At 50.0% G+C, this 25,664-nt stretch carries 27 protein-coding genes; 3 read left to right on the top strand and 24 right to left on the bottom strand.

The window, feature by feature from the left end; translation table 11 throughout:
- The first annotated feature begins 122 nt into the window (after positions 1-122).
- A complete protein-coding gene (locus AR688_RS13310; RefSeq protein ID WP_068234680.1) occupies positions 123-1,664 on the top strand; it encodes a methyl-accepting chemotaxis protein in 1,542 nt (513 codons plus the stop codon).
- A gap of 42 nt (positions 1,665-1,706) precedes the next feature.
- On the opposite strand, the gene AR688_RS13305 is transcribed toward AR688_RS13310, so the two are convergent.
- From AR688_RS13305 to ccmA, 10 genes are read right to left on the bottom strand one after another with little or no spacing between them, the layout of a single operon-like run.
- Positions 1,707-2,486 (bottom strand): MlaA family lipoprotein, encoded by a 780-nt coding sequence (locus AR688_RS13305; RefSeq protein ID WP_068234675.1) that lies wholly within the window; start codon positions 2,484-2,486, stop codon positions 1,707-1,709.
- A 1-nt stretch (position 2,487) separates the two neighbouring features.
- Positions 2,488-3,690 (bottom strand): tetratricopeptide repeat protein, encoded by a 1,203-nt coding sequence (locus AR688_RS13300; RefSeq protein WP_068234671.1) that lies wholly within the window; start codon positions 3,688-3,690, stop codon positions 2,488-2,490.
- Positions 3,687-4,145, bottom strand: coding sequence for a cytochrome c-type biogenesis protein (locus AR688_RS13295; RefSeq protein WP_068234668.1), 459 nt, complete (start codon positions 4,143-4,145; stop codon positions 3,687-3,689). The genes AR688_RS13300 and AR688_RS13295 overlap by 4 nt, the downstream gene beginning before the upstream one ends.
- Positions 4,142-4,714 carry a DsbE family thiol:disulfide interchange protein gene (locus tag AR688_RS13290; protein WP_068234666.1) on the bottom strand — a complete coding sequence of 191 codons (573 nt, stop codon included), beginning with the start codon at positions 4,712-4,714 and terminating at the stop codon, positions 4,142-4,144. The genes AR688_RS13295 and AR688_RS13290 overlap by 4 nt, the downstream gene beginning before the upstream one ends.
- Positions 4,707-6,674 (bottom strand): heme lyase CcmF/NrfE family subunit, encoded by a 1,968-nt coding sequence (locus AR688_RS13285; RefSeq protein ID WP_068234663.1) that lies wholly within the window; start codon positions 6,672-6,674, stop codon positions 4,707-4,709. The genes AR688_RS13290 and AR688_RS13285 overlap by 8 nt, the downstream gene beginning before the upstream one ends.
- Positions 6,674-7,156 (bottom strand): cytochrome c maturation protein CcmE, encoded by a 483-nt coding sequence (gene ccmE, locus AR688_RS13280; protein WP_068234660.1) that lies wholly within the window; start codon positions 7,154-7,156, stop codon positions 6,674-6,676. The genes AR688_RS13285 and ccmE overlap by 1 nt, the downstream gene beginning before the upstream one ends.
- A complete protein-coding gene (gene ccmD, locus AR688_RS13275) occupies positions 7,156-7,356 on the bottom strand; it encodes a heme exporter protein CcmD (RefSeq protein ID WP_068234657.1) in 201 nt (66 codons plus the stop codon). Before ccmD ends, ccmE begins: the two co-directional genes overlap by 1 nt.
- Before the next feature lie 2 nt (positions 7,357-7,358).
- Entirely contained in the window at positions 7,359-8,093 is a 735-nt protein-coding gene (locus tag AR688_RS13270; protein WP_068234654.1) for a heme ABC transporter permease, read from the bottom strand.
- 1 nt (position 8,094) lies between these two features.
- A complete protein-coding gene (gene ccmB / locus AR688_RS13265; protein WP_068234652.1) occupies positions 8,095-8,760 on the bottom strand; it encodes a heme exporter protein CcmB in 666 nt (221 codons plus the stop codon).
- On the bottom strand, positions 8,754-9,452 hold the full coding sequence (gene ccmA, locus AR688_RS13260) for a cytochrome c biogenesis heme-transporting ATPase CcmA (protein ID WP_082694774.1): 699 nt from the start codon (positions 9,450-9,452) through the stop codon (positions 8,754-8,756). The genes ccmB and ccmA overlap by 7 nt, the downstream gene beginning before the upstream one ends.
- Positions 9,453-9,517: 65 nt before the next feature.
- Here ccmA and AR688_RS13255 point away from each other — a divergent pair, with 65 nt between their 5' ends.
- Both AR688_RS13255 and AR688_RS13250 read left to right on the top strand, forming a co-directional pair.
- Positions 9,518-11,419, top strand: a complete 1,902-nt coding sequence (locus AR688_RS13255) for a flagellar hook-length control protein FliK (RefSeq protein WP_068234649.1) — start codon at positions 9,518-9,520, stop codon at positions 11,417-11,419.
- 9 nt (positions 11,420-11,428) lie between these two features.
- The gene (locus AR688_RS13250) at positions 11,429-11,743 is read left to right on the top strand and encodes an EscU/YscU/HrcU family type III secretion system export apparatus switch protein (protein WP_068234646.1); all 315 of its coding nucleotides are present in this window, start codon (positions 11,429-11,431) and stop codon (positions 11,741-11,743) included.
- A gap of 13 nt (positions 11,744-11,756) precedes the next feature.
- Here AR688_RS13250 and AR688_RS13245 read toward each other — a convergent pair whose 3' ends face one another.
- The 14 genes from AR688_RS13245 to flhA are packed head-to-tail and all read right to left on the bottom strand — an operon-like array spanning position 11,757 to position 25,652.
- Positions 11,757-12,188 carry a DUF2802 domain-containing protein gene (locus tag AR688_RS13245; RefSeq protein WP_068234643.1) on the bottom strand — a complete coding sequence of 144 codons (432 nt, stop codon included), beginning with the start codon at positions 12,186-12,188 and terminating at the stop codon, positions 11,757-11,759.
- A 1-nt stretch (position 12,189) separates the two neighbouring features.
- Positions 12,190-12,684 (bottom strand): chemotaxis protein CheW, encoded by a 495-nt coding sequence (locus AR688_RS13240; RefSeq protein WP_068234640.1) that lies wholly within the window; start codon positions 12,682-12,684, stop codon positions 12,190-12,192.
- Between the two features lie 30 nt (positions 12,685-12,714).
- Positions 12,715-13,533: a chemotaxis protein CheW gene (locus AR688_RS13235; protein ID WP_068234637.1), complete on the bottom strand. Its 819-nt coding sequence runs from the start codon at positions 13,531-13,533 to the stop codon at positions 12,715-12,717.
- A 3-nt stretch (positions 13,534-13,536) separates the two neighbouring features.
- The gene (locus tag AR688_RS13230; RefSeq protein ID WP_068234634.1) at positions 13,537-14,313 is read right to left on the bottom strand and encodes a ParA family protein; all 777 of its coding nucleotides are present in this window, start codon (positions 14,311-14,313) and stop codon (positions 13,537-13,539) included.
- Between the two features lies 1 nt (position 14,314).
- Positions 14,315-15,304 carry a flagellar motor protein MotB gene (locus tag AR688_RS13225; protein ID WP_068234629.1) on the bottom strand — a complete coding sequence of 330 codons (990 nt, stop codon included), beginning with the start codon at positions 15,302-15,304 and terminating at the stop codon, positions 14,315-14,317.
- 5 nt (positions 15,305-15,309) lie between these two features.
- Complete coding sequence (locus AR688_RS13220; RefSeq protein ID WP_068234626.1) at positions 15,310-16,053, bottom strand: flagellar motor protein; 744 nt, start codon at positions 16,051-16,053, stop codon at positions 15,310-15,312.
- Entirely contained in the window at positions 16,046-17,188 is a 1,143-nt protein-coding gene (locus AR688_RS13215) for a protein-glutamate methylesterase/protein-glutamine glutaminase (RefSeq protein WP_068234624.1), read from the bottom strand. The genes AR688_RS13220 and AR688_RS13215 overlap by 8 nt, the downstream gene beginning before the upstream one ends.
- Before the next feature lie 12 nt (positions 17,189-17,200).
- Positions 17,201-19,348 carry a chemotaxis protein CheA gene (locus AR688_RS13210; RefSeq protein ID WP_068234620.1) on the bottom strand — a complete coding sequence of 716 codons (2,148 nt, stop codon included), beginning with the start codon at positions 19,346-19,348 and terminating at the stop codon, positions 17,201-17,203.
- Positions 19,349-19,363: 15 nt separating this feature from the next.
- Positions 19,364-20,116 (bottom strand): protein phosphatase CheZ, encoded by a 753-nt coding sequence (locus AR688_RS13205; protein WP_068234617.1) that lies wholly within the window; start codon positions 20,114-20,116, stop codon positions 19,364-19,366.
- Positions 20,117-20,141: 25 nt separating this feature from the next.
- Positions 20,142-20,513: a chemotaxis response regulator CheY gene (cheY, locus tag AR688_RS13200; protein ID WP_206109480.1), complete on the bottom strand. Its 372-nt coding sequence runs from the start codon at positions 20,511-20,513 to the stop codon at positions 20,142-20,144.
- Between the two features lie 53 nt (positions 20,514-20,566).
- Positions 20,567-21,286 carry an RNA polymerase sigma factor FliA gene (locus AR688_RS13195; protein WP_068234615.1) on the bottom strand — a complete coding sequence of 240 codons (720 nt, stop codon included), beginning with the start codon at positions 21,284-21,286 and terminating at the stop codon, positions 20,567-20,569.
- On the bottom strand, positions 21,283-22,161 hold the full coding sequence (locus AR688_RS13190) for a MinD/ParA family protein (RefSeq protein WP_068234612.1): 879 nt from the start codon (positions 22,159-22,161) through the stop codon (positions 21,283-21,285). Before AR688_RS13190 ends, AR688_RS13195 begins: the two co-directional genes overlap by 4 nt.
- Entirely contained in the window at positions 22,154-23,539 is a 1,386-nt protein-coding gene (flhF, locus tag AR688_RS13185; protein WP_068234611.1) for a flagellar biosynthesis protein FlhF, read from the bottom strand. The genes AR688_RS13190 and flhF overlap by 8 nt, the downstream gene beginning before the upstream one ends.
- 10 nt (positions 23,540-23,549) lie before the next feature.
- A complete protein-coding gene (flhA, locus tag AR688_RS13180) occupies positions 23,550-25,652 on the bottom strand; it encodes a flagellar biosynthesis protein FlhA (RefSeq protein WP_068234610.1) in 2,103 nt (700 codons plus the stop codon).
- Positions 25,653-25,664: the final 12 nt, after the last annotated feature.

The raw sequence follows: 25,664 nt of genomic DNA, 5'->3' as shown, positions 1-25,664 counted from the left end.
ACTGGATAATTGCCAATAGACTTTAGTCTTAGCAGCACAACAGGTGATTGACAGTACAGCAGAATTTCCGAACACTCAGAAAATAATCTATAGTTTTATTTTTGTTGTGCCACGGGATGCTTATGCAACTTAAAAGTACCAAACCTGCTTTGCTGGTGTTTGCTGTTCTGTTGGTGCAGGCAATAAGTTTTGCCGCAACCTCTTCTGCCATACTGGCGTTAACACTGGCAGGCATAATGTTACTGCTGTTTTTTTACTGGCCGGTAGCAGCAGTGCAGCCGGTTAGTGATGGCAAGAATGAAGCGCTGGCAAAAACTGCAGATAATATTACCGAGGCCACGTCAAAAATGGCTATTGGCGCGGCTGAAGTGTCGTTTTATATTGATAGCCTGATTAAAGATATTCAGCACAGCGGTGATGACAGCAGCAAAATTGCTGACGTGAGTAACCGTCTGGCCAGCACCGGAAATGAACTGACCCGCTCACTACAAAGTATTGGCAGTACACTGCAACAAACCGCTGCTGCCTCACAACAAGCCGATAACCTGCTGGAGTCCGGTGTTAATAATATTAAAGCTCTGGTAACAGCCGTGAGTGATGCAGCGTTACAACTGGCGAAGCTGCGCAGCAGCAGTGACAACATTCAGCGTATTACTGAAGTAATTAATACTGTAGCCGAGCAAACCAACTTACTGGCGTTAAACGCAGCCATTGAAGCCGCACGTGCCGGCGAACAAGGCCGTGGTTTTGCCGTTGTAGCAGATGAAGTAAGAACCCTTGCCGGCAAAACAGCTACCGCCACTAAAGATATTGCCGCTATGCTCAGCGATATCCGTGATCAGAGCCAGCATACCGCCAGCCAGATGAGCCAACTGCAACAAGCCGGCGAGCAAGTGCAACAGGAATTACTGCAGGTTGCTGCGGGGTTTAACGACATTAACCAGCAGATCGGCGGTTCTTCACAAACACTGGGGCAAATTGAACAAGTGAGTACCGATCTGGAACATACCAGTGAACAGCTGGCCCATTCCATCGCCAATATCAGCACCGCATTAAAAACGATTGGCCAGAAAGGCGATTCTGTTGCGCAGCAGGCCGTAGAGCTGTCAGTAGAAACCGAAAGTGTTTACCGCGAACTTAGCACCTTAAGCGAACACAGTTTTTTCAGCCCTATTCTGGCCGAGGCCAGACAAGCCGCCAACGCTATTGGCCAGTTGTTAAGCCAGGCGGTTGCCGATGGCCGCCTGAGTATGGAGGCATTGTTTGCCGAAAAATACCAACCAATAGCAGGTAGCAACCCGCCAAAGTTTCATACCGGCTACGATAGCTTTACTGATCAGTTTTTACCGGCTATACAAGAGCCAATATTAAACCGGCATAACAACGTACTTTATGCCGGCGCAGTAGACCGTAAAGGATATTTTCCCACCCATAATAAGAAATTCAGCCAGCCGTTAACCGGCAACTACGATAAAGACTTACTGCAAAACCGCACTAAACGGATTTTTAGCGACCGCACCGGCAGCCGCTGCGGCAGCCATACCGAAACCATGCTATTGCAAACCTACAAACGTGACACCGGCGAAATTCTACATGATTTGTCAGTACCTATTATGGTAAACGGCAGGCACTGGGGCGGTTTTCGCATTGGCTTTAAACGCTAAACCGGGCCTGGGCCCGGTTTAGCTAGTGCTGTTTTCAGTTAATTACTCAAGATCGTCGAGTAAGTCATCAAATACACTTTCATCCACTTCAGGCTCTTCCTGTTTTGGCGGATTACCATCGTATATTTTAAACAGCTGGCGCTGGTAGTAGGATTCTTTAATAAAGGCGTAAGGATCCAGTGACTCTTCCAACAAATTCTCCATCGACATCAGCTGTTCACGGCCATCTAGTGCATTGATAACTGCCCGGGTAAGGGTAAGTGGTGTATTCAACAGCCCCAGCGGAAAATAAAGGTTATCGACTAAGCCACCTGCCGTGCCCCGCACGGTAGTAGGACCAAGTGCCGGCACCATCAAATACGGGCCATCGCCTACGCCCCACACCGCCAGTGTCTGGCTAAAATCTTCACCCTGCTCTACCAGACCTATTTTGGTTGCCACATCAAACAGGCCAAACAAGCCAAGTGTGCTGTTTACCAGAAAACGACCAGCACTGATGGCGGCTCGGTCTGGTTTTGCCTGCAGGGTACCGTTTAAAAAGCTGGCGGGTTCACTGAGGTTATTGGCGACATTGACCAAACCTTTACGTGCCGGTTTGGGTACTACGGTCATATAACCCACAGTGGCCGGGCGCAGCAAATATTTATCCAGAATGTCGTAGTTAAAATCCCACAGTGGCCGGTTGATCGTTTCCAGCGGGTCCCGGCTGTCATGGTAATTAGCATGCTGCTGTGCAGCCTGGCTGTTATCAGGCTTACTGGCACAGCCACTCATCAGCAGCATTAAAGGTAACAACGCGACAACACACGAAGATTTACGCATATTAAGGTTCCAGTGTTAACGAAACAGAAAGCAAAGAGTCGTCAGCAAACGATAAAACGTCTGAAGCCGTTTGAATATCTCCGGGGCGCTGCTCAACAGTACCTGACAACGACATACGGGCAATAACCTGTACCTTGTCAGCATTGGCCAGGCTCCAGCCCTGCTGCATAGCCATTTGTTCTGTCAGCACCAGTTGCTGCTCGCCGGAAGGCAACGGAATTCGCTGCACCGCCAGCGGTAGCGCTGCCCCCTCAACCGCTTTAGCAAACAAAAACAGGCTGGCGTTTGGGTTAGCCTGCGCCAGTGCCGGATCAACATACAAGGTTACACTAATCTGGCGACCTTCTGGCATTACATCAATATTCAGCTCTGCTAAGCGTTGCTGCACAGCAGCATAACGCGGATCGTCTGTTGGCAGTTGCCGCAACAAAATCTGCCAGGCACTGGCAGCTTCGGTTAAATCACCTTTTTCATAGGCGATCAGTGCCATCAGCGATAACGCATCGGTATTTTCAGCATCGCGGCTTAACACCCGGGCTACCGCTCGCCCGGCTCTGGCCAGGCTATCGTCATCGCCTAATAAAATCAGTGCTTGAGCATAGCTCAGCAGTAACGGTACACGTTCAGGCGTTAATTGCAGCGCTTTTTCAAAGGCGGCTACCGCTTGCTCCAGCACGCCCTGTGACATACGAATACGGCCCAGCAACATCCAGGCTACGGCGTCATCGCCTTCATTGGCTAAGCGGGTACGCAGCGCCAGGGCAAACAGTTCTACTTCCTGATCTGACAACGGCTCGCCCTGGTTTAGCAATGCCCGCTCGCCATACTGGGATAAATTCTGCTGAGCATGCTGCCACTGCTGCAACTGGCGGTAATGGCCACTACTGGCATACACGGCTGCAACGATTAGCAAAGTAAAGCTGAATAATACCAATGGCAAACGCCAGTTTGTTGTTATGTTGCCTGTTTGCTGCAGTTGTTGCTGTTGTAGTAAAAACTGGCTTTTCAGCTCTTGTGCTGCGCTGTCAAAATCCTGTTCGGCCAGCTCACCGGCATCACGTGCCAACGCCAGCAATTGCAAGCGCTCTTCAAATAATTGCGCCGGAGTTTGCAGGGGTAACTCTTTACTGCGTCTGGGCCAGAACAACACAGTTGCACTTAACAATGACATCAGTACAGCAGCAGATAACAACGGCCACATCATGGCTTTTTACTCCGGTAACGTTTAATCAGCTGATCCAGCTCAGTATTCAACTCGCTTTGGGTATCAACGTTTTGTTGTGATTGCTTACTACGCCGGTAAATAGCGGTGCCGAGCAATAACGTCAGCATCAGCACTGGTGATAACCATAACCACAGCGTGTAACGGTTCAGCGGTGGCTGATAATGCACAAAGTCGCCGTAGCGGTTGATCATATAATCTAATACCTGTTGCCGCTCCTGGCCCTGACGCACCAACTCATAGGTTTTTTGCCGCATATCCACTGCCACTATGGCGTTGGAATCGGCAATATTCTGGTTCTGGCACTGCGGGCAGCGCAGCTCTGCCGTTAAGCTGCGGTATAAATCGCGCTGGCTGTCGTTGTCAAACTGCAGCATCTCCTGCGCATTCAGTACAGCGCTTAGCAACAATAACAGTGTGCCAATAGCGTATTTCATGGCTGGCTCCATTGCTGATATAAAGGTGCCAGTTTGGCACGCCATATCTGCGGATTAATATCACCAATATGGTGGGCCCGTACTATGCCATTACTGTCGATAAGAAAGGTTTCCGGCGCGCCGCTTACACCTAAATCCAGCGATAAGCGCCGTTCCAGATCGAGGATATTAAACTGATAAGGATCGCCGTTTTGCTGCAGTTTCTGCGCGACATCCTGCTGCAATACTTTAAGATTAAAAGGTGCATCAAAAGCCGGATCGCGCGGCAGCTCATAATACAAACCGACAATTTTAATGCCCTGTTTGCGCAGTTCGGTCAAATAACCCAGTTCGGCATTACAGGTTGGGCACCAGGTACCCCAGACATTAAGCAAAAAGGTTTCGCCGTGCAGTTGCTGCGGCGTCCAGATCTGTTGTGGCTGCATTAAATCGGCCAGGGCAAATTCAGGTAAGGCTTTATTCAGACTGGCTGATTCACGCTCACGCGGATCGGAAAATAAGCCGCTGAGCAAAAATACTGTCAGCGCCAGAAACAACACCAACGGAACATAAAAAAACAGCTTACGCATTGGCTACCTCTTGCGTTGTTGCCGGTGGCGTTTTACGCCGGTAGCGTTTATCTGCCAGCGCCAGTAAAGCGCCTAAAGTCATCAATAAACCGCCCAGCCAAATCCAGCGCACAAAAGGCTTAACCTGAATACGCAATGCCCAGGCATTACCGGGTAATTCTTCTCCCAGAGACACATATAAATCACGGCTTAAGCGGGCGTGTACCGCCGCTTCCGTCATAATAGTGCGCTGAATGCGGTAGAAACGTTTTTCTGCGTGCAAGTGCGTAACGTAACCGCCATCTTTACGCACATCCAGCTCTGCTGCCTGGCCGCCATAATTTGGCCCGTCCAGATCATATACATCTACCAGCGTAAACTGATAACCGGCCAGTGTGGCAGTATCGCCCTCCTGCATCCGTACATCGCGCTCTTCGGTGTACGTTTTGGTCATAGCAACACCTATCACCAGCACGGCAAAACCAATATGTGCCAGTGTCATACCATAATGGCTGGCATTAAGTTTGGTCAGACCCTGCGTTACTGAACCAAACTGGCGCATCCGTAACATCACCTCTGCCAGTGCCGATACGCCAACCCAGGCGCCCAACAGCATACCCAGTAACGCCAGGTTAGCTTGCACACTTTGCATACTGGCCAATACGCCAAGCGCCAGGATCAAGGCGGCTACGAATACCAGACCAAGCGGCTTAACCAATGGCGTAAATTGTTGCTGCTTCCAGCGTACCCAGGGGCCTAAGCCCAGCATCAATGCAAACGGAATTGTCAGGTAATAAAACATCTGATTAAAAAACGGCTCGCCGATAGAGATAGAGCCTAAGCCCAGTTCTTTGTGAAACAACGGAAATAAAGTACCCAGAAACACAATTAAGCAGGCTGTCAGCAGAAATATATTATTGCCCCAAAGCATCATTTCGCGTGAAAACAGCTGATAGCGTGCCTGCGAGCGTACAGAATTCATCCGCATACCATATAACAGCAGCGAACCGCCCACTACCAACAACAAGAAAACCAGCAGGTACATGCCTCGGCCCGGATCTGTAGCAAATGAGTGCACTGATACCAGCACACCGGAGCGTACCAAAAAGGCCCCTACCAGGCTAAGCGCAAAGGCAGCCAGTGCCAGCAATACTGTCCAGCTTTTAAAGGTGCCACGTTTTTCTGTTACCGCCAGGCTGTGAATTAATGCCGTACCGGCCAGCCAGGGCATAAAAGAGGCGTTTTCTACCGGATCCCAGAACCACCAGCCGCCCCAGCCCAGTTCGTTATACGCCCACCAGCTACCCAGCATAATACCCAGCGTAAGAAACAACCAGGCTGCCAGCGCCCAGGGCTGTACCCAACGGGCCCAGACACTATCAAAGCGGCCGCCCATCAGGGCCGCTATAGCAAAGGCAAAAGCCACAGCAAACCCCACATAGCCCATGTATAACGTGGGCGGGTGCATGATCATGCCAAAATCCTGCAACAGCGGGTTAAGATCGCGCCCTTCTACCGGAAAAAATGGCAGGCTGCGTTCAAACGGATTAGACATAAAAAGTGAGAAGGCAATAAAACCGACACAGATCACACCCAAAATACCCAGAATACGACCCAACAACAGTAAAGGTAAGGCTTTGGAAAATTGTGCAACCAAGGCTGTCCAGCCTGCCAGCATCAGTACCCACAACAGCATAGAGCCTTCATGCGAGCCAAAGCTGGCCGTGATCTGATAATACCAGGGTAAGGTGCTACTGGAGTTTTGCGCCACATTCACAACGGTAAAATCGTTGGTGCGAAAGGCATAAATTAGTGCCAGCATTGCCAGCAAACAAAACAAAAACTGGCCTAATGCCAACGGTTTGGCCAGCAGTAGCATGCGTGGGTTAGCTACAAAACTGCCATACAACGGGATAATTGCCAGCAACAGCGATAACGCAAAGGCAAATGTCAGCGCCAGCTGACCGGCTTCAACGATCATTAATAACTCCCGCTGACAGGCTGCTGTGACGGCGGTACATGCTTAATACCTTTTAATGCTTCGGCAACTTCCGGCGGCATATATTCCTCATCGTGCTTGGCCAGTACTTCTGACGCCTTAATGGTTGTCGCATCTTGCAACACCCCTTGTGCCACTATACCCTGCCCTTCACGAAATAAATCCGGCAGTATACCTTCGTATATCACGGTAACCAGCGGGCCGGTATCAACCAGATCAAAACTGACTTTCAGTGAGTCCGGGTCGCGTTTAACAGACCCTTCTACCACCATGCCACCAATGCGCAAACGCTGCCCAACCTGCGGTTTTATTTTGCCCTCGCCCAAACCATCAACTAACTGTGATGGTGTATAAAACAAGTCAATATTTTGCTGTAATGCGTAAAGCATTGCAGCCACGGCGCCGGTTAATAAACCAATAACTAACACGATGGCAAACAGGCGTTTCTGACGTCTTGGCTGCATTATTGTGCTTGCTCCTGATACTGCTTAATACGTTTTTCCCGGGCCAGCTTTGCACTAAGCTGACGCTTAAATTGTTTATGCTGATAGTGACTGTACCAGGCTAAGGCGGCCAGCATGACATAGCTGCTACCAAAAGATAACCAGACAAACAGGCCATAACCACCCATTGCCCAAAATTCTGCCCATGACTGAAAATGCATAATTAATCTCCTGCCAGCGCTTTAACCCAGGGCCGGTGCTGTTCATTTACCAGTATTGCAGTACGTAACCGCACACATAGCAGCGCCAGCATTAATATTTTAAATGCCAGTATGCTGATTAGCAGTGGCCACAGCATGCTTGGGTCGATAGACGGTTTGGCAAACTTGGTTATAGACGCGCCCTGGTGCAAAGTGTTCCACCATTCTACCGAAAAATGAATAATAGGCAGGTTAATAACCCCCACCACAGCCAGCAAAGAAGCCACCTTGGCCCCGGTTTGCCGGTCTGAAAAAGCACCGCTTAAGGCTATTACACCAAGATAAAGAAACAACAGAATAAGCTCTGACGTTAAACGGGCATCCCATACCCACCAGGTGCCCCACATCGGCTTGCCCCAGGCCATGCCGGTAATAAGCGCTATAGCGGTATATACCGCGCCTATAGGCGCAATAGCCAGCACTGACCACTGCACTACTTTTACCTGCCATACCAGCGCAATAAAGGCTGCTATCGCCATAGCCGAATAAGTACCCATCGACATAATGGCAGACGGAACATGCAAATGAATAATGCGGTAACTGTCGCCCTGCTGGTAATCGGGTGGTGTAAATGCCAGCCCCCAGATATTACCCAGCAACAGCAATAGCAGCGCAGCGCCCATTAGCCATGGCATAAGGCGGCCACACAGGTGGTAAACGGTTTCAGGCTTAGCGTAAGGATGCAACCATTTAAACATATCAGCTCACATTTATTTTCAGTGCACTGGTCACCGCAACCGGTACCAATGCCAACGCAAACAACAACATAGCAAGCATCACGGCAAGTTGTCCGTGATACGGCAGCGCCATACTGGCCGCTTCCATCGCCGCACTGGCGAATATTAACAGCGGAATATACAGGGGCAGAATCAGCAGTGCCAGTAAAATGCCGCCTTTATCGGCCGATACCGTAAGTGCTGCGCCAAGCACACTGAGTAAACTCAGCAGCGGCGTGCCCAGCAGCAATGTCAGTAACATAGCGATAAAGCTGGGCATATCCACATTAAGCAACAGCGCAACCAAAGGCGATAACAACACCAGTGGTAAGCCGGTGCTTAGCCAGTTTGCCAGCAATTTTGCCAGTACAAATGCCAGCAGAGGCTGGCGTGACGCCACCAGTTGCTCTACCACACCGTTGCGATAATCGTCTTTAAACAGCCGTTCAGCGGCCAGCAGCACGCTCAGCAATGCTGCTATCCAAATTACACCGGGTGCGATAATACGCAGCAAATTAGGCTCTGGCCCAACCCCCAGCGGAAATAAGCTCAGCACGATAATAAAAAACAGCACCGGGTTTAACCAGTCAGCTTTTTGCCGGGCCAGCAAACGCAGCTCACGCTTTAAAAAAGGTCCCAGTGTTACCATCGGTAAGCCAGCTCCACAGTGTTAAGACCGTCATACACCATGCTAAGCGGCTGGTGCGTGGTCAGAATAATGGCGCCACCGCAGGTTAAGTGCTGCAGGAAAAACTGCTGCAACATCGCAATAGCTGATTGGTCCAGGGCAGTAAAGGGTTCATCTAAAATCCACAACTGGCTGTGGCTGAACCATAACCGCGCCAGCGACACCCGCCGCTGTTGCCCCGCAGACAACATACGACAGGGAATATCTTCCAGTCCGGCCAGCCCAAGTGTAGCCAGCAGGGCAAAATCATCGGCCGGTGGCAGCTCTGCCGCAGCGCGCCAGAATGCCAGATTTTCCAGTGCCGTTAATTGCTCATGAATACCGCTCTGGTGGCCGATATAACACAGGTTCGCAGCATAATCTGTGGCAACATCAGCTACAGGCTGTTGGCAATAAAGCAGTTGCCCTTCATCGGGAGTGGCCAGGCCAGCAAGCAAGCGCAGTAAAGAGCTTTTACCGGCGCCATTTTTACCGGCTACCTGTAGTAGCTCACCGGCATGCACCTGCAATGACAACTGCTCAAACAGCACGCGGTCCTGCCGGATACAGCTAAGTGACTGAGCCTGCAGCAGCAACTGGCCAACTGGTACAGAAAAGGGCTGATGTTTAATCACTGGCCTCTGGCTATCGACGATAGGAAAAATTGCGCGCATATTACCATATTGACGTCATAATACGAATGCAGCGATAGTGCACTACAGAACAAAACAGGCAAAATATGAACCAGATCAATCTGGATAAGCTTTTTCAGCTGAGTCCGGGGCAAAAAGCTGACCCGGCAGTATTAAAGCTGGTGGTGGCGCAGGTATATCAGGCTCAGGTACAACAGCTGACAAACGGCCAGTTTGGCCTGCGGTTGCCGGCAGCGCAAGCGCCGCTGCAAATTACCTTACCAGCTAATTTGCCAGCCAATGTGCAGGCAATGCTGCAAGCCAGTGTGCAAACAGCTTTAGCCGCTACACCTGGCATGGCAACACAAAGCACGCCCCCGCAAGCTACCAGCCTGCAGGCAAATGTGCAGCTACAATTTTTACCGCAAAACAATGGCCAGTTGCAACTGATACTGCAGCCTGCCTCAGCGCCAGTTAAGCTGACACTGAGTGCGGCACAGGTGCAGCAACTGTTATCCTCTGTGTTATCTGCCGGTTTGCCCGGGTTAAATCCGCAACCTGCAGCGCTAACGCAACTGCCGGTTAATGTGTTACAGCAGCCGCAAGGTCTGGCGCTGCAACTTGGTAATGGCGCTGTAGTGCGGCTATCTGCCAACGCTCAGGCGGCACTTATGCAACAATTGTCCAACAGTGGCGCCCTCAGCTTATTATCTGCCGATGCGAAAACAGCCCCACCACAGGTGCTGCTGGATATCAAAACAGAGCGCCAGCAACTGGTACTGCAGCTACAAATACAGCCAGCCAATATTAAAGCGCCTGGCACTGTGGTTAATGCCAACTTGCCCGCAACACCAATAACCCTGAATAAAGCCGAACAAACCGCAGTGCTACAACAACTACTGCAGCTGTTTAATCAACCGGTCAGGAGCAGCGCTACCATACCTGCGGCGGCACAACAGCTGCTAAGCCAGCTGTCTGGCAGCGTAAATGCAGGCACACAACCCTACCAACTGCAATTACAACAACAGGCCAGCCAGTGGCAATTATTGCTGCAACCGGTTAAAACCTCTGCCAGTGTAACCATAATGCCGGAGGCCCTTAGCAGGGCGTTGCAATTTAATACCGACAGCAGCGGCAATACTGCAAAAACGCCAGCCAACACACTACAAATGCCGCTGACACAACAAACACAACAGCTGGTGCAGCAGGCATGGCGCCACTTACTGCCACTGATGCCGATGCAGGCAGATACCCTGGCCAGCCTGCCAGAGCTGCCACAAGCGGTGCAGCATATTTTGCAACTGGTACGACATAGCCAGCCGGGAGCTGATAAAGTGCTGTCGCCACAACAGCTAGTTAACCAGTTAACCAGCCTGCTGCAGTTTCAACCGCTACAACCTTCTGCTACCGCCCAAACCAGTGGCGGTGCTTTGGCTGCAGCGATACAACTGCTGCTTGGCCACCTACTACAAAAACCCCTTTCTGCTGCAACGCAACCAGCGAATAAACCGCTGGCACAACTGATCAGCCAACTGGAGCCGGGCCAGGCCAGCAATTTGCTGCGCCAACTGGCCGGCCATAGCAGCACGCTGCAACAAAGCCAACTGGCCGCACTGGACAATAACAATGCGCAAACGCAACAGCTGTTACTGCAGTTACCGATGCAACAAGGCGGCCAGAGTGTGTTTAGCCAGTTGTTGCTGGAACAACGCGAGGCAGATGGCAAGCAAAATGGCGAAAAACAAACACTATGGCAGCTGACGATGAAGTTTGATTTAAAACAGCTGGGCCAACTGATGGTGGTAGCAAAGTTACAGCAGCAACAATTACAGCTACAGTTTTATACCGACGAAGTGCAAGCTAAGCAGCAGGCTGACCGCTTTTTACCTTTGCTTAGTGATCGCTGCAAAGCCCAGGGGTTAGACGTTACGCAGGCAGAGTGTACACTGGGTAAAATACCCGACACCATTTTACCCCGCGCCAACAGCCTGTTGGCGATTAAAGTATAAGGAGCATTCGTGGCAAACGATGGCAACAAAACGCAGCGCAGCGCCACTGCACTGCAATACGAAGGCAAACAGGCGCCTACCGTAACGGCGCAGGGCCATGCAGAGCTGGCAGATGAAATCGTTGCGCTGGCGCGTGAACATGGCGTGTTAATTCATCAGGATGAAGAATTAAGCAAACTGCTGACTAAGTTGGAACTGGGTGAGCAAATTCCACAACAACTCTATATTGTTATTGCGGAGCTGATTGCGTTTTCATATGTATTGCAGGGCAAGTTTCCGGAAAACTGGCATAATATTCACCAGCGTATAGATATTAAAAGCTGAGCTTAAATTAACACTATTTTTTTGCCTGATGCAGGTTGTACAGTAGTTCAGCTTCAGCCCGCGGCAATTCGCATTCGCGGATAATTTCATCTAAATCGGCCCCCAGCTGTACCATTTTCATCGCCCGGCTGTATATTTTTGACTCAGGATCGGTAAGCTCCAGTGCTTGCTGTTTATCCGCCAGCGCCTGCAGTTGCTGGTTAACGTTGGCTATATTAGCGTCTAGCTGCAATACGCGTTGCCCAACCCCAATTACACCGGCTCTTAGCTCTTCCAATTCGTGCCGGGTTTGCCCCAGTTGCTGCGCTTTAAAGTCAAGCTGCTGCTCCAGTTGCTGTAATTGATGCTGCCAGTTGCGTTGTATGCGCCCCAGCCACCAGATGGCAGCAAATACGAGCGCTGCCAGCAATAGTGCGACAGCAATAGCAAACACCGGTAACGTCATATCAGATAGCGCCGATCTCTTCCCACTCTTCGTCACTGAGCAGCTTGTTTAAATCGACCAGGATCAGCAGTTCGCCTTCACGGTTAGATACGCCCTGAATGAAGCGGGCACTTTCTTCTGTACCTACATTTGGCGCGGTATCCACTTCAGACTGCTTCAGATAAACCACTTCGGCCACGCTATCGACTAAAATACCAATAACCTGCTTTTCTGCCTCAATAATAACAATACGGCTATTATCTGTTATATCTGCAGGCTCCAGACCAAAACGGGTGCGGGTATCAATTACCGTTACCACATTACCACGCAGGTTAATAATACCTAACACATAATCCGGTGAGCCCGGTACCGGAGCAATTTCGGTATAACGCAGCACTTCCTGCACCTGCATCACATTGATACCGTAGGTTTCTTCCTGCAGTTTAAACGTTACCCATTGCAACACGATATCAGCTGAATCGGTTTTCTTTACCGACTGCTTGGTTAAATTGCTCATGCACAGCTCCTGTATAAATCCTTTGTCTGATTATGCACTGATATCCAGACCACGGTTCAATAAATCAATCATAGCGTCCACATCCAGCAGTACACACATATGCTTTTTGATAAGGCCTGCCATCCAGGGCCGCTTACCTTCGGCTTCACGCCATTTTACGTCATCCTGCTCCAGCACATAGGTATTGACCAATGTTTCGCAACACAGGCCCCAGTTACTGTTGCCAAGCATAATAACATATTGATAGTTTAGCTTTTGCTGCAAACTCTGATCATATTTTTCTGGCATAACCCAGCGTGCGGTATCGACAATACTGATTTTCTGTTCGCGATACAACATCACGCCTTTGAACCACTGTGGTTTGCCGATCAGGCTGTTAATTGTGCCTAGCTGATGAATACCACCTAACTCTTTAAGCGGCACTGCCACTTTTAAACCCGCTACATCAAAAAACAATGCCTGAAACCGGCCCTGACGGTAATCTTTTGTCGGAGCAGCCGTTACTGTCGGCGGCGGGGGCGGTGCGGGTTGCGACACAGTGCTTATAATACGCTCAGACACCGGCACTGCACGCTGTTGCAGCGCTTGTGACGCTTCTGCCTCGGCGAACTTTGCTTTTAGCGCCGCCATGGCATTAGTTTCAGCGGCCGGAGAAGTAACTACTTTCGTTTTAGCTACTGTTTCAGTAACCGCTTCTGTCACTACAGCTTGTGCCAGTAATTCATTAAGCTGCTGCTTTTTTTGCTCAGCTATCGCCACTTCTGCAGTGGGTGCTGCGGGCTCTTCTTCAGTTAACAGCGCTGACAAGTAGTGCTGCATAACCTTCTGACTGGCGATTAAATTACTCATGCCTTACTCCGCTGCCAGTTGCAGTAAATACGTCAGCAGGGTGTTGTAAGCAAAAACGCCCCGGCTACCCGGCGCATGCACATTAGGCGGTGTTAACGCCAGGCTGGCGTCACGAAACTTAGTGTCTACCGGTATCACCGCCGACCAGACCTTTTCCTGGTATTTGTTTTTTAGCTCTTTATAGGCTTCTAACGACGCCTTGGTCCGCTTGTCATACATAGTAGCAATGATGGTAAAGGCGTAATCTTTTTTCTGTGATGTCCGCATTAGCGCCATGGTAGCGATCATCCGCTCCAGGCCTTTTAATGCCAGAAACTCTGTTTGTACCGGGATCAGAATACGGTCACTGGCTGCAATCGCATTTACCATCAGTACGCCCATTACCGGCGGGCAGTCAATCAATACATAATCATACTCGGTGTTGATTTTATGCAGGGCCTTTTTCAGCATCAGGCCCATACCACCTTTATTGCCTAACGAGCGGTCCAGTGTGGCCAGCGCCATAGATGAGGGCAAAATATCCAGATTAGCCACACCACTTGGACATAATGACTGCAGAATTTCTTCGCTGGTAATGTCTTTACCACGGATAAAAATGTCGTATACGCTAACTTCCAGCTCTTCTGCGTCAATACCAAAATAATAGGTCAGGGACGCATGCGGATCAGTGTCTACCAGCAAGACTTTATAGCCACGCTCTGCCAGTAAACCGCCCAGCGTTACTGTAGTGGTGGTTTTGCCCACCCCGCCTTTCTGATTCGCTACTGTCCAAATTACCACTTCAGGGTTCCTGTTGTTCTAAAGGTTTTGCATCCGGATTATCCTGGCGCGTGGTAATACGAATACCACCGCCAGGTAGGGCAATAACACGAATGCTGCCATCGTCCTGGGTTATCTGCTCAAGTTGCTGCTGCAAGCCCTCAGCAGCGTTATTGTCAGCGGGCTCAGGCTGGACAGGAGCAGTTTCTTCAGGTTGGTAACCATAGCGGGAAATCGCAATCACCACTTTGCGGTTGGCTGCCCGCCCCTGCTCAGTGTCATTCGGACCAAAGGGGTAATACTGGCCAAAGCCTTCAATAGCAAGCCGCTGCGGTGCCGTTCCGGCGCGTTCTAAAATCCGCAGCACTGAGGTAGCCCGGCTGACTGACAACTCCCAGTTTGATGAAAACAGCTCATTGTTAATTGGCAAGTTGTCAGTATAACCCCGCACACGGATAAAGTTACTGATGGGGTTAATAATCCGGGTAATTTCGCCTAACAGTGTTTGCGCAGAACTGGTTGCTGTTGCGCTGCCACTGGCAAATAACAGGCCGCTGTTCAGCTCAATGGTCAGCCAGTTTTCATCCTGCTCTATTTTTGCCAGACCTTGCTCCAGCAAATTAGCCAGTGCTTTTGTCAGTTGTTGCTCAACTGCCTGTAACGGGCTGCCTAGCCTGCGCTCACTGATATCCGACAATTGTCTGGCATCCGCCAGCAAAGTGGGGCCTTTGGCTTGATCCAGTGAAGTGCCATACAAATCCAACTCGCTTTGCGGCACGGCATTAGTTAACACTGATTGCCCCTGCACGCCGGTATCTTGCTGCTCGGGCTGTTCAAACATTCGCGTCAGGCTGTCGGCCAGTACACTGTACTGCTCTTCTTTCACTATCGACATGGCATACAGCACCACAAAAAGCGCAAACATCAGCGTCATATAATCAGCGTATGACACCAGCCAGCGATCTAACTGCTCTGGCTCTATTTGTGTGTGCTTCTGTTTATGCCGGTACATTGGCGCTAACCCGGATGGTAAGCGGCCAGCTTACGCTCGATATTGCGCGGATTTTCGCCATGAGCAATAGACACCAGACCTTCAATAATCAGCTCATGGTACAAAGTACGCTGCTGCACCAGGCTTTTCAGTTTGTTGCCTACCGGAATAAACACCAGGTTAGCAAAACCAACGCCATAAATGGTGGCAACAAATGCCGTGGCAATGCCCTGGCCTAATAACTGCGGTTCAGAGATATTTGACATCGCCTGAATAAGGCCCAGCACAGCGCCGACAATACCTATGGTCGGGCTGTAACCGCCCATGGCATCAAATATACGCGCACCACGCAGTAACCTTTCACGCTCCAGTGTCAGCTCTGCGTCCAGAGTATCTTGCAATGCTTTGGGTTCAACACCATCTACCAGCAAATTCAGGCCTCGGTGTAAAAACGCATCGTGCTCAGCCAGAGCGTCCTGTTCCAGTGCCAGAAAACCACTACCGCGGGCTGCGCTGCCCCACTGCACAATACGCTGCGCTGTATGCTCCAACGGCATCTGCGCCGGGCGGATCACCCAGGGTAATATTTTTAGGCCCAGTTTAAATTGCGACAAAGGGGTTTGCAGCATCACCGCCCCCACAGTACCGCCAAATACAATAAGAAAGGCCGGGAAATGCAATAACGTAGCCAGGCTGCCACCTTCAATAACAAAGCCTCCGGCAACAGCGATGACTGCCAGCAGAAAACCGCTGATGGCCAGCTTATCCATGTTTTAATTCCGTGATAAGCCGCGCAGCAACTTCATTCAGGCTAACTTCTTCATCCATCAGGCCTGCGGCGGCGATAGCCTGTGGCATACCATACACCACACAGCTGGCTTCATCCTGAGCCCAAATACGGGCGCCTTGTTGTTTCAGCAACCTTGCGCCTTCGCGACCATCAGCCCCCATACCGGTAAGCACAATCGCCAGCACTTTATCACTGAAGACTTTAGCTGCAGTCGCAAAGGTAATATCCACACTGGGTTTAAAGGTTATGCGTGGCGAGTCGTCTTCTTTAATCCGCAACCGGCATGAGCCTTCATTGCCCTCAAGCAACATTTGCTTGCCACCAGGCGCCAGATAAGCCACGCCGGGGCGCAGCACATCGTTATCCTGCGCTTCGCGCACTTCAATTTTTGACAGCGAATTTAAACGTTGGGCAAAAGCACCGGTAAAGGCTGCAGGCATATGCTGAATGAGCACTATCGGTAATGGAAAATCAGCCGGTAACGCAGTGATAATACGTTGCAGGGCCACCGGCCCACCGGTAGAGGTACCAATGGCAACCAGCTTATAGGTTTTACCACTGGCCTGAAAAGCCCCGCGCGAGCTCACTCTTTCATTTAACTTAGGCCGCTCAAAACTGCTGCGGGTTAATGCCGGGCGTTCTGACAACCTATCGCTGGGGGCAGGTGCCGGGCGGGAAGCCAGCGGTGTGCTGCTGAAAGTCTGGCGGCCCAGTGTACGTTTACGGGCTACTGCTTTTACTCTTTCACGCAGTAATTGGCCGGCTTCGTCTTTGTCGCGGGCGATGTCTTCAAATTTTTTCGGCAGAAAATCAACCGCACCGGCTTCAAGCGCATCAAAGGTCGCTTTGGCACCTTCATGGGTTAACGAAGAAAACATCAGAATGGGAATACGCTGCTGCTGCATAATCTCGCGCACGGCAGAAATACCGTCTAACACCGGCATTTCTACGTCCATCGTAATTACGTCAGGTTTTAGCGCTAAGGCTTTATCAACGGCTTCCCTGCCATTGTTAGCGGTGTCAATAACGTCGATGTCGCCATCCTTCGCCAGAATTTCTGTTAACCGGCGCCGGAAAAAGCTCGAGTCATCAACTACTAACACCCTAATTGCCATAGGTTTCTCTCTTTAGGCGTTTATTTTATTGAAGCGATCAAACTTAATTTTTGATTTCTTCGCATAGTGCTTCAGCAAGTTCGGCACATCCAGAATAAGCGCTATCCCCCCATCAGAAGTAATCGTAGCTCCGGCCATACCTGGCGTACCCTGCAGCAACGCATCCAGAGGTTTTATTACTACCTCCTCCTGGCCTATCAGAGAATCCACTACAAAACCGACCTGTTGGGTGCCAATTTGCACTATAACCACATGGCCCTGTTCACGGCGGCGTTTTTTATCAGAACCTTTAACCAGCCAGTGCTCGAGGAAAAACAGCGGAATAGCTTTATTACGCACTACCACTGTTAACTGACCATCAACGACGTTGGTTTTATTCAGATCCAGATGGAAAATTTCACTGACCCCGGCCAGTGGCAAAGCAAAGGTTTGCTTGCCAACAATCACCATCAGGGTTGGCAAAATCGCCAGTGTCAGCGGAACTTTAATCTCCAGTAAGGTGCCCTCACCCATTTTAGAATGGATATGCACGGTACCGTTGAGCTGAGTAATTTTGGTTTTTACGACATCCATGCCAACACCGCGGCCGGAGATGTCTGAAATTTGTTCTTTGGTCGAAAACCCCGGTGCAAAAATCAGGTTAAACGCCTCAGTGTCAGACATCCGGGCTGCAGCATCAACATCAAGAATACCGCGCTTTATTGCGATACCTTTTAGTTTTTCCGGGTCCATACCAGCACCATCGTCATGGATGGTCAGCAAAATATGGTCGCCAGCTTGTGCCGCCGCCAGTTTAACAATACCAGTACGTTTTTTACCGGCTTTTAGCCGTACATCCGGCATCTCTATACCATGGTCTACCGAGTTACGCACCAAGTGTACCAATGGGTCAGCCAGCGCTTCGACCAGGTTTTTATCCAGATCGGTTTCTTCACCTTCCAGTACCAGTTCAATGTCTTTTTGCAGTGAACGGGCCAAATCACGTACCACGCGGGGAAAGCGACCAAATACTTTCTTAATGGGCTGCATGCGGGTTTTCATTACCGCGCCCTGAATGTCGGCGGTAACGACATCCAGGTTGGAAATAGCTTTACTCATTTCCTCGTTTTGCACAGTACCGGATAAACTCACCAGCCGGTTACGCACCAACACCAGCTCACCGACCATATTCATAATCTGGTCAAGCCGCTTGGTATCTACCCGTACTGTGGTTTCAGCTTGTGCAGCTTGTTGCTGGGCAGCAGCTTTATCCGGTGCAGGCGCAGCTGGTGCTGCCGCCGCTGGTTTTGCTTCCTGAGGTTTGGTTACAGCCGCAGCTTCGCTGGCAGCAGGTTTGGACTCGACTGCTACCGGGGCTTTACCCTTACCATGCAGTTGATCAAGCAGCGCTTCAAACTCAGCATCATCTATTTCATCGCTTGCTTTTGTATCGCTTGTTTTTGCCTTGTTCGCGGCAGCTGCAGGCGCTTTTTCAGGCTCGGCAGCAGCGGCAGAATCAGGAATAAATGAGCCCTTACCATGCAGCTGATCAAGAATAGCTTCAAACTCATCGTCAGTGATGTCATCACCGGCACTGGCCGCAGGCGCAGAAACCGGCGCAGGAGCTGCTGTGGCTGAGCCTTTTTTGCCATGCAACTCATCCATCATCCGTTCAAATTCTTCTTCAGTGATTTCATCCACTGTGTCGCCCTGCGCAGTACTCTCTGCAACAGCAGGTTCGGCTTTGTTGACAGGGGCAGCTTTTACCACCGGTGCAGGATTAGATGCAGATTCAGGTTCGCTGTAATGATGCAATGCTTCAAGTACTGCGGCAGAAGCCGGCGTTAACGGTTGACGGTTTTGCACCTCAACAAACATGGCGTTGATGCTGTCTAGCGACTGCAGGATAACGTCCATCAGCTCAGGTGTCACACGGCGCTTACCGGTACGCAGTATATCAAACACGTTTTCAGCACCGTGGCAGGCATCAACCAGCTCGGTCAGTGACAGAAAACCGGCACCGCCTTTTACGGTATGAAAGCCGCGGAAAATCGCATTGAGCAAATTAGCATCGTCGGGATTATTCTCCAGTTCTACCAGCTGTTCCTGCAATAGTTCGAGGATTTCACCGGCTTCAACCAGGAAGTCCTGCAGTATATCCTCATCCATATCAAAGCTCATGCAAAGACACCTCTGTTAAAAACCCAAACTGGATAACAAATCATCGACATCATCCTGACCGCTTACCACGTCGTCACGCTCTGCTGCATCAATAATAGGCCCTTCAGCTTCATGCGCTTTGGGCTTACTTTTCGCTGGTTTAGCTTCAGCTGCTACCATCATACTGGATTGACCAAAAGCCGTTAGCAGACCAATCAAACTTTCTTCCACTTCGCGTACCAGTTCAATTACCCGGCGTAAAATCTGCCCGGTAAGATCCTGATAATCCTGTGCCATTAACACATCTGTCAGCAGAGAGTTTAAAGTGCCTGAATCAGTATTTGCCTGCAGTAAAAAATTATCCAGCGTATGACACAGTTGTTTAAACTCACCAAGCTGCAATTGCCGCTGCATTAACTTTTGCCACTGCGGCTGAATTTTACCCAGTTGCTGGCTGAGTTGGTCTGCGATTGGCAGGCAGGATTCTACCGCGTCCATCGTGCGATTGGCGGCCTGCTCTGTCATATCAATAACATGATTCAGCCGTTTTTTCGCATCTGGAATATCTTCTTCTAACAGGTTATTCAGTGAGGGATCTATCTGGAAATTCTTCAGTGAGTCGTGCAGTTGCCGGGTAAGTTTCCCCACCTCCGCAAATAACTCTGACGAACCTGGTACAGCCAGTTGCTGTACCATTTGATTAGCTGTTTCGTTTTCGCCCATCTCAAGGAGCTGCACCAGCTCCCGCGCTTGGTCCAGAGAAATTACAGGCGCCGTAATCGCAGACATGGCATCACTCCTTTGTCAGCTACGGTTAGCCGATCCGTTCGAATACTTTAGCTAACTTCTCTTGCAAGGTTGCAGCCGTAAACGGCTTAACAATATAACCATTAACACCGGCTTGCGCGGCAGCAATGATTTGTTCCTTTTTCGCTTCAGCGGTAACCATCAATACCGGTATATGCTTTAACTTGGCATCGGCGCGGATAGCACGCAATAAATCGATACCCTGCATACCTGGCATGTTCCAGTCGGTCACGACGAAGTCAAAATCGCCATTTTGCAGCATAGGCAAAGCGGTGCTGCCATCATCAGCCTCTGACACATTGGTAAAGCCAAGGTCACGCAACAGATTTTTTATTATGCGTCTCATGGTTGAAAAATCATCCACCACAAGAATTTTCATGTTTTTATCCAAAATCCCCTCCGACGAGATATTACTTTTTATCTCAGAATAGCTTACAACCAATCCTGCATTCTGGCTTTCAATCTGACCAATGCCTGACTATGAATTTGACTTACCCGGGACTCGCTGACATTAAGCACTGCCCCAATCTCTTTTAAGTTTAGCTCGTCATTATAATACAGCGAAAGCACTAAAGCTTCACGCTCTGGCAAATTACTGATTGTTTTAACTAAATCCTGGTGGAAGCTTTCATTGGCCTGAGATTCATACAAATGATCTCCTTCTGTATCGCCCGAGGTCACTAACACATCCTCGGAAATACCTAAGTCTTCTATACCAATAATACGGCCACTGCTGATATCGCTGAGCATATGATGGTATTCATCCAAAGATATATCAAGTTTTTCAGCAACTTCAATATCTTTTATATCACGGCCATGTTGCGATTCAAGTTCAGCAATGGTTTCCGCTATCAGCCGGGCATTGCGATGCACCGAGCGCGGTGTCCAGTCGCCACGCCGCATTTCATCGAGCATAGAGCCACGGATACGAATACCTGCAAAGGTTTCAAAACTGGCACCTTTACTGCCGTCAAAGTTTTTTGCCGCCTCAATCAGCCCAATCATGCCAGACTGAATAAGATCGTCTACCAACACGCTGGCAGGTAACCGTGCCAGCAAATGATAGGCAATACGTTTTACCAGCGGCGCATGGCGTTCGACCAATTGTTGCATGTGGTCAACACCGCCATAAGCAGCAAGTTTACTGTTCACACCAGCCCCCGATCAGTATGTGGCTGCACCAACTGCTCGAGAAAGAACTCCAGGTGCCCAGACGCTACAGCGGGCAAAGGCCATTTGCCGGCTTTCAGTGCCAGGCTTTTAATTGCCATGCTCGCTGGCGTTTTCGGAAAAATTTCAATAAAAGCTTTTTGCTTACGGGCTGCTTTACGGACATTTTCATCGTAGGGAATGATGGCAACCAGTTCCAGATTAACATCTAAAAAGCGGTCTGTTACCCGCGTCAGCTTGGCGAAAAGCTCCTGACCTTCTTTTAAACTGCGTACCATATTGGCCACAATTTTAAATTTTTCTACGCCGTGGTCGCGACTGAGGATCTTCATCAGCGCATAGGCATCGGTAATAGATGATGGTTCATCACATACTACTACCAGCACATCCTGCGAGGCACGGGAGAAGCTTAACACCATATCGGAAATACCGGCGGCGGTATCAACCAGCAGCACGTCTACCTGTGTTTTTAATTCACTGAATGCCCGGATAAGGCCAGCATGCTCTGCCGGTGCCAGTTCCGTCATATTTTGAGAGCCGGATGTGGCCGGGATAATTTTAATGCCGAAGGGGCCGTCGATAATTACATCATCCAGCTCTACTTCACCTGATAACACGTGCGACAGGTTTTTTTCTACCCGCAACCCAAGCATGACATCACAGTTGGCTAAACCCAGGTCAGCATCCAGCACCAGCACCTTTTTTCCCAGTTGGGACAGCGCCATGGCGAGGTTTAGCGAGACGTTAGTTTTACCCACGCCGCCTTTGCCACCTGTAATTGATATTACTTTTACCATCTGCTTATTCATTTTTCTCAGGCCACTGGCTTGATCATCAATATTTTCATGACTATGCATAGGTTCCTTCCGCGCGGTTCATGCCGTCGTTATACCACTGATGAACCGTACTACTTTGCGCGATACGTAACGTTTCTGCCTGTTGCACCAGCGTTTGCGCCTGGGCCACAGCAATATCTTCGGGTACCCGCTGACCGTTGGTCAGGTAGCTAACCGGCAACGCATTCTGAATAGCAACATTTATAACTTCACCCAAGCTTAAGCATTCGTCAAGTTTGGTGAAAATACAACCAGACAAGGGAATACGTTTGAAATGCATTACGCTTTCCTGCATAACCCTTGCTTGCGATGTCGCAGACAATACCAGATAACTTTTTATTTTGACACGACTATTGTGTACCAGAGACGCAAGTTTTTCTGCCAAACGCACATCACGCTGGCTCATTCCGGCAGTATCTATCAGAATAAGTTTGCGTTGTTGTAACTGATTAATTAACAGCGCCAGCTCGTCACTGTCTTTAGCCTGCTTTACCGGGCAACCAATAATGCGGCCAAAGGTGGCTAGTTGCTCAAAAGCACCAATGCGGTAGCTGTCGGTTGTTATCAGTGCTACCTGATCAGCGCCATGGCGCTTGGCAAATTCTGCCGCCAGCTTTGCTACTGTCGTGGTTTTACCTACGCCGGTTGGACCTACCAGTGCCACTACGCCGCCACGGCGTAAAATGTCATCATTCGTTGTACTTAGCTGGCCGGCCAGTAACTCCAGCGCGGCATCCCAGGCATCAGTGGTATTAAGATCTTCCGGCATAAAGCACGCCAGCTGATCGGCTACCTGCTCAGATAAACCTAATTGCTGCAAATTCTCAATCACCAAGGCTCGTACCGGCTCACGCCGTGCCAGTTCCTGCCACATTAAACCAGACACCTGATGCTGTAATAGCTGGCGCATTGACAGCATTTCATTGCGCATCGCATCCATTTGTTGCTGTAGCAGTTTGGCTTGCTGATCCTGCTGTTTGGTCAGCTCAGTAAACTGTACCGTACTGACACCGGCGCTAACATTGGCAGCAACGCCAGAACTTTGACGCTCAAACTGCGTGGCAAGCTGCACATCTTTTTTCTGTGCTGCGCCAGCAGTAGGCTGAGTACTTTTTTGCTGTTTAATCATTTGCCGCGCCAGCAGGGCTTTTAACGAGTCAGCCGGAGCTTCTGTTTCGTCGTCATCTGCTACGGTAACCTGCAGGCGTGGTTCAGTGCGTTTGGGTGCAACAGTGGCAGCTTTAGCAACAGGGGCTGGCTCATGGTCAATCGCCGCGACTATTTCAACGCCATCGGCTACTTTTTTGTTTGACAAAATAATGGCGTCGGGCCCAAGGAATTCTTTTACTTCCTGTAATGCTGTGCGCATATCTTTTGCTACAAAGCGTTTGATTTTCATGAGTTAACTCCTAGCTTGCCTGGCCTATAACGCTGACAATACGAATTTGTTTATCGTCGGGTATTTCCTGATAAGACAATACCCGCAACCCCGGAATGGTGTACTTCACGAATCGTGCCATTACTGAGCGTAAAATTCCTGACGTTAGCAATACTGCGCTGTCGCCGCTAAGTTCCTGGTTCTGATGCGCATCCTGCAGCGACTGCTGAATACGGTCAGCCAGGCCCGGTTCAATACCAGCACCATCATTACCGGCAGCCTGCATCGACTGATGCAGCATCTGCTCCAGCTCGGGCGCAAAGGTAATAACGGGAATTTCTTTGCGGCTGCCACCCACTTCCTGCACGATAAGGCGGCGCAGCGCAATACGACAAGCGGCAGTAAGCACATCGACATCCTGGCTTTTAGCACCATATTCCACCAGCGTTTGCACTATGGTGCGCATATCACGGATAGGTACGCCTTCCTGCAACAGGTTTTGCAGCACTTTCACCACTGTGGTCAGCGCCAGCGTATCCGGCACTAAACCCTCTACCAGTTTGGGTGAATGCTTGGCCAGCATATCCAGCAGGTTTTGCACTTCTTCATGGCCCAGTAAGCTGGCAGCATGGTTGGTTAAAATCTGGCTTAAGTGGGTGGCCACTACTGTTGCGGCATCTACCACGGTATAACCCAGGGTTTGCGCATGCTCGCGCTGATCTTTGCTAATCCATACAGCATCTAAGCCAAACGCCGGATCTTTAGTGGCGATACCTTTAACAGTGCCAAACACCTGACCGGGGTTAATCGCCAGCTCGTTATCATGGCGCAGTTCGCCTTCGCCGCTGGTAACGCCCATTAACGTCATGCGGTAGCTGTTAGGTTCTAAATCCAGATTGTCACGGATATGCACGGCAGGAATAAGAAAACCCAGCTCTTGTGATAATTTCTTGCGCACACCTTTAATACGGCTTAACAGTTCACCGCCCTGGGCCTTGTCAACCAGCGGAATTAACCGGTAACCCACTTCCAGACCAATGGTATCAACGCCCTGTACATCGTCCCAGCCAATTTCTTTAACCACGTTAGACTCAACCGGCGTAAGCTCCTGCGTGTTACGGCTGACTAGTTCAGAGCTTTGTTTTTGCTGGCGTTTATGCAGAAGGTAGGTAATACCGCCCAGCAAAGCTGCCATAGATAAAAAGGCAAAATGTGGCATACCCGGCACAATACCGATAATTGCCAGTACCGAGGTAGCCACTGTAAGCACCTGGGTAGTACCCAGTTGCGCTACCATCTGTGTGCCCATTTGCTCAGATTTATTCTGCCGGGTTACCACTATGGCAGTGCCGATAGATAGCAGCAGTGCCGGGATTTGCGCTACCAAGCCATCGCCGATAGTTAGCAAGGTATAAATTTCCAGTGCATTGCCAAACGTTAAGCCGTGCTGCACCATACCGATAAACAAACCACCGACAATACTGACCACCATAATCACAATGCCGGCAATGGCATCACCTTTGACAAACTTACTGGCACCGTCCATTGAGCCGTAAAAATTGGCCTCGCTGGTCACATCATCACGCCGTACCCGGGCTTCTTCCTGGGTAATCAGGCCAGAGTTCAGATCGGCATCAATAGCCATTTGCTTACCCGGCATCGCATCCAGCGTAAAACGGGCAGATACTTCTGCAATACGCCCGGCGCCTTTGGTAATTACAATAAAGTTAATAATAACCAGAATAATAAACACCACCAGACCTACAGCAAAGTTACCGCCGATAACCACCGAGCCAAAGGCTTCAATAACTTTACCGGCAGCAGCCTCGCCCTGATGCCCTTCCAACAGGATCACCCGGGTACTGGCAACGTTAAGCGCCAGACGCAAAATAGTGGCAATAAGCAACACACTGGGAAAGACAGCAAAATCGAGCGGGCGCAGGCTGTAAATGGTAACCAGCAGCACCACTAACGCCAGCGCGATATTAAAGATAAACAGTATATCCAACAGCCAGGGCGGCAGTGGCAGTACAATCATCGCCAGTGCAGCAAGAATAAGCAGCGGTGTAGCTATACCTTTAGCATAGGCTAAATGGGTGCGGTCGAATTTATTAAAAACACTGGCTAACTGCATGACAACCCTGAC

The organism is Rheinheimera sp. EpRS3, assembly GCF_001513785.1.
In the GTDB taxonomy this organism is placed as follows: domain Bacteria; phylum Pseudomonadota; class Gammaproteobacteria; order Enterobacterales; family Alteromonadaceae; genus Alishewanella.
This window is presented reverse-complemented; position numbering and strand designations above follow the sequence as displayed.

Excerpts from the sequence above, each read along its gene's own strand:
- flhA (WP_068234610.1), bottom strand. The coding sequence starts at position 25,652 with ATGCAGTTAGCCAGTGTTTTTAATAAATTCGACCGCACCCATTTAGCC.
- ccmE (WP_068234660.1), bottom strand. The coding sequence starts at position 7,156 with ATGCAGCCAAGACGTCAGAAACGCCTGTTTGCCATCGTGTTAGTTATT.
- AR688_RS13240 (WP_068234640.1), bottom strand. The coding sequence starts at position 12,684 with ATGAGCAATTTAACCAAGCAGTCGGTAAAGAAAACCGATTCAGCTGAT.
- AR688_RS13245 (WP_068234643.1), bottom strand. The coding sequence starts at position 12,188 with ATGACGTTACCGGTGTTTGCTATTGCTGTCGCACTATTGCTGGCAGCG.
- flhF (WP_068234611.1), bottom strand. The coding sequence starts at position 23,539 with ATGAAAATCAAACGCTTTGTAGCAAAAGATATGCGCACAGCATTACAG.
- ccmD (WP_068234657.1), bottom strand. The coding sequence starts at position 7,356 with ATGCATTTTCAGTCATGGGCAGAATTTTGGGCAATGGGTGGTTATGGC.
- AR688_RS13215 (WP_068234624.1), bottom strand. The coding sequence starts at position 17,188 with ATGGCAATTAGGGTGTTAGTAGTTGATGACTCGAGCTTTTTCCGGCGC.
- AR688_RS13190 (WP_068234612.1), bottom strand. The coding sequence starts at position 22,161 with ATGCATAGTCATGAAAATATTGATGATCAAGCCAGTGGCCTGAGAAAA.
- AR688_RS13235 (WP_068234637.1), bottom strand. The coding sequence starts at position 13,533 with ATGAGTAATTTAATCGCCAGTCAGAAGGTTATGCAGCACTACTTGTCA.
- AR688_RS13255 (WP_068234649.1), top strand. The coding sequence starts at position 9,518 with ATGAACCAGATCAATCTGGATAAGCTTTTTCAGCTGAGTCCGGGGCAA.
- AR688_RS13220 (WP_068234626.1), bottom strand. The coding sequence starts at position 16,053 with ATGGATAAGCTGGCCATCAGCGGTTTTCTGCTGGCAGTCATCGCTGTT.
- AR688_RS13205 (WP_068234617.1), bottom strand. The coding sequence starts at position 20,116 with ATGTCTGCGATTACGGCGCCTGTAATTTCTCTGGACCAAGCGCGGGAG.
- ccmA (WP_082694774.1), bottom strand. The coding sequence starts at position 9,452 with ATGCGCGCAATTTTTCCTATCGTCGATAGCCAGAGGCCAGTGATTAAA.
- AR688_RS13270 (WP_068234654.1), bottom strand. The coding sequence starts at position 8,093 with ATGTTTAAATGGTTGCATCCTTACGCTAAGCCTGAAACCGTTTACCAC.
- AR688_RS13210 (WP_068234620.1), bottom strand. The coding sequence starts at position 19,348 with ATGAGCTTTGATATGGATGAGGATATACTGCAGGACTTCCTGGTTGAA.
- AR688_RS13310 (WP_068234680.1), top strand. The coding sequence starts at position 123 with ATGCAACTTAAAAGTACCAAACCTGCTTTGCTGGTGTTTGCTGTTCTG.
- AR688_RS13300 (WP_068234671.1), bottom strand. The coding sequence starts at position 3,690 with ATGATGTGGCCGTTGTTATCTGCTGCTGTACTGATGTCATTGTTAAGT.
- AR688_RS13290 (WP_068234666.1), bottom strand. The coding sequence starts at position 4,714 with ATGCGTAAGCTGTTTTTTTATGTTCCGTTGGTGTTGTTTCTGGCGCTG.
- AR688_RS13225 (WP_068234629.1), bottom strand. The coding sequence starts at position 15,304 with ATGTACCGGCATAAACAGAAGCACACACAAATAGAGCCAGAGCAGTTA.
- AR688_RS13285 (WP_068234663.1), bottom strand. The coding sequence starts at position 6,674 with ATGATCGTTGAAGCCGGTCAGCTGGCGCTGACATTTGCCTTTGCGTTA.
- AR688_RS13305 (WP_068234675.1), bottom strand. The coding sequence starts at position 2,486 with ATGCGTAAATCTTCGTGTGTTGTCGCGTTGTTACCTTTAATGCTGCTG.
- ccmB (WP_068234652.1), bottom strand. The coding sequence starts at position 8,760 with ATGGTAACACTGGGACCTTTTTTAAAGCGTGAGCTGCGTTTGCTGGCC.
- cheY (WP_206109480.1), bottom strand. The coding sequence starts at position 20,513 with ATGAAAATTCTTGTGGTGGATGATTTTTCAACCATGAGACGCATAATA.
- AR688_RS13295 (WP_068234668.1), bottom strand. The coding sequence starts at position 4,145 with ATGAAATACGCTATTGGCACACTGTTATTGTTGCTAAGCGCTGTACTG.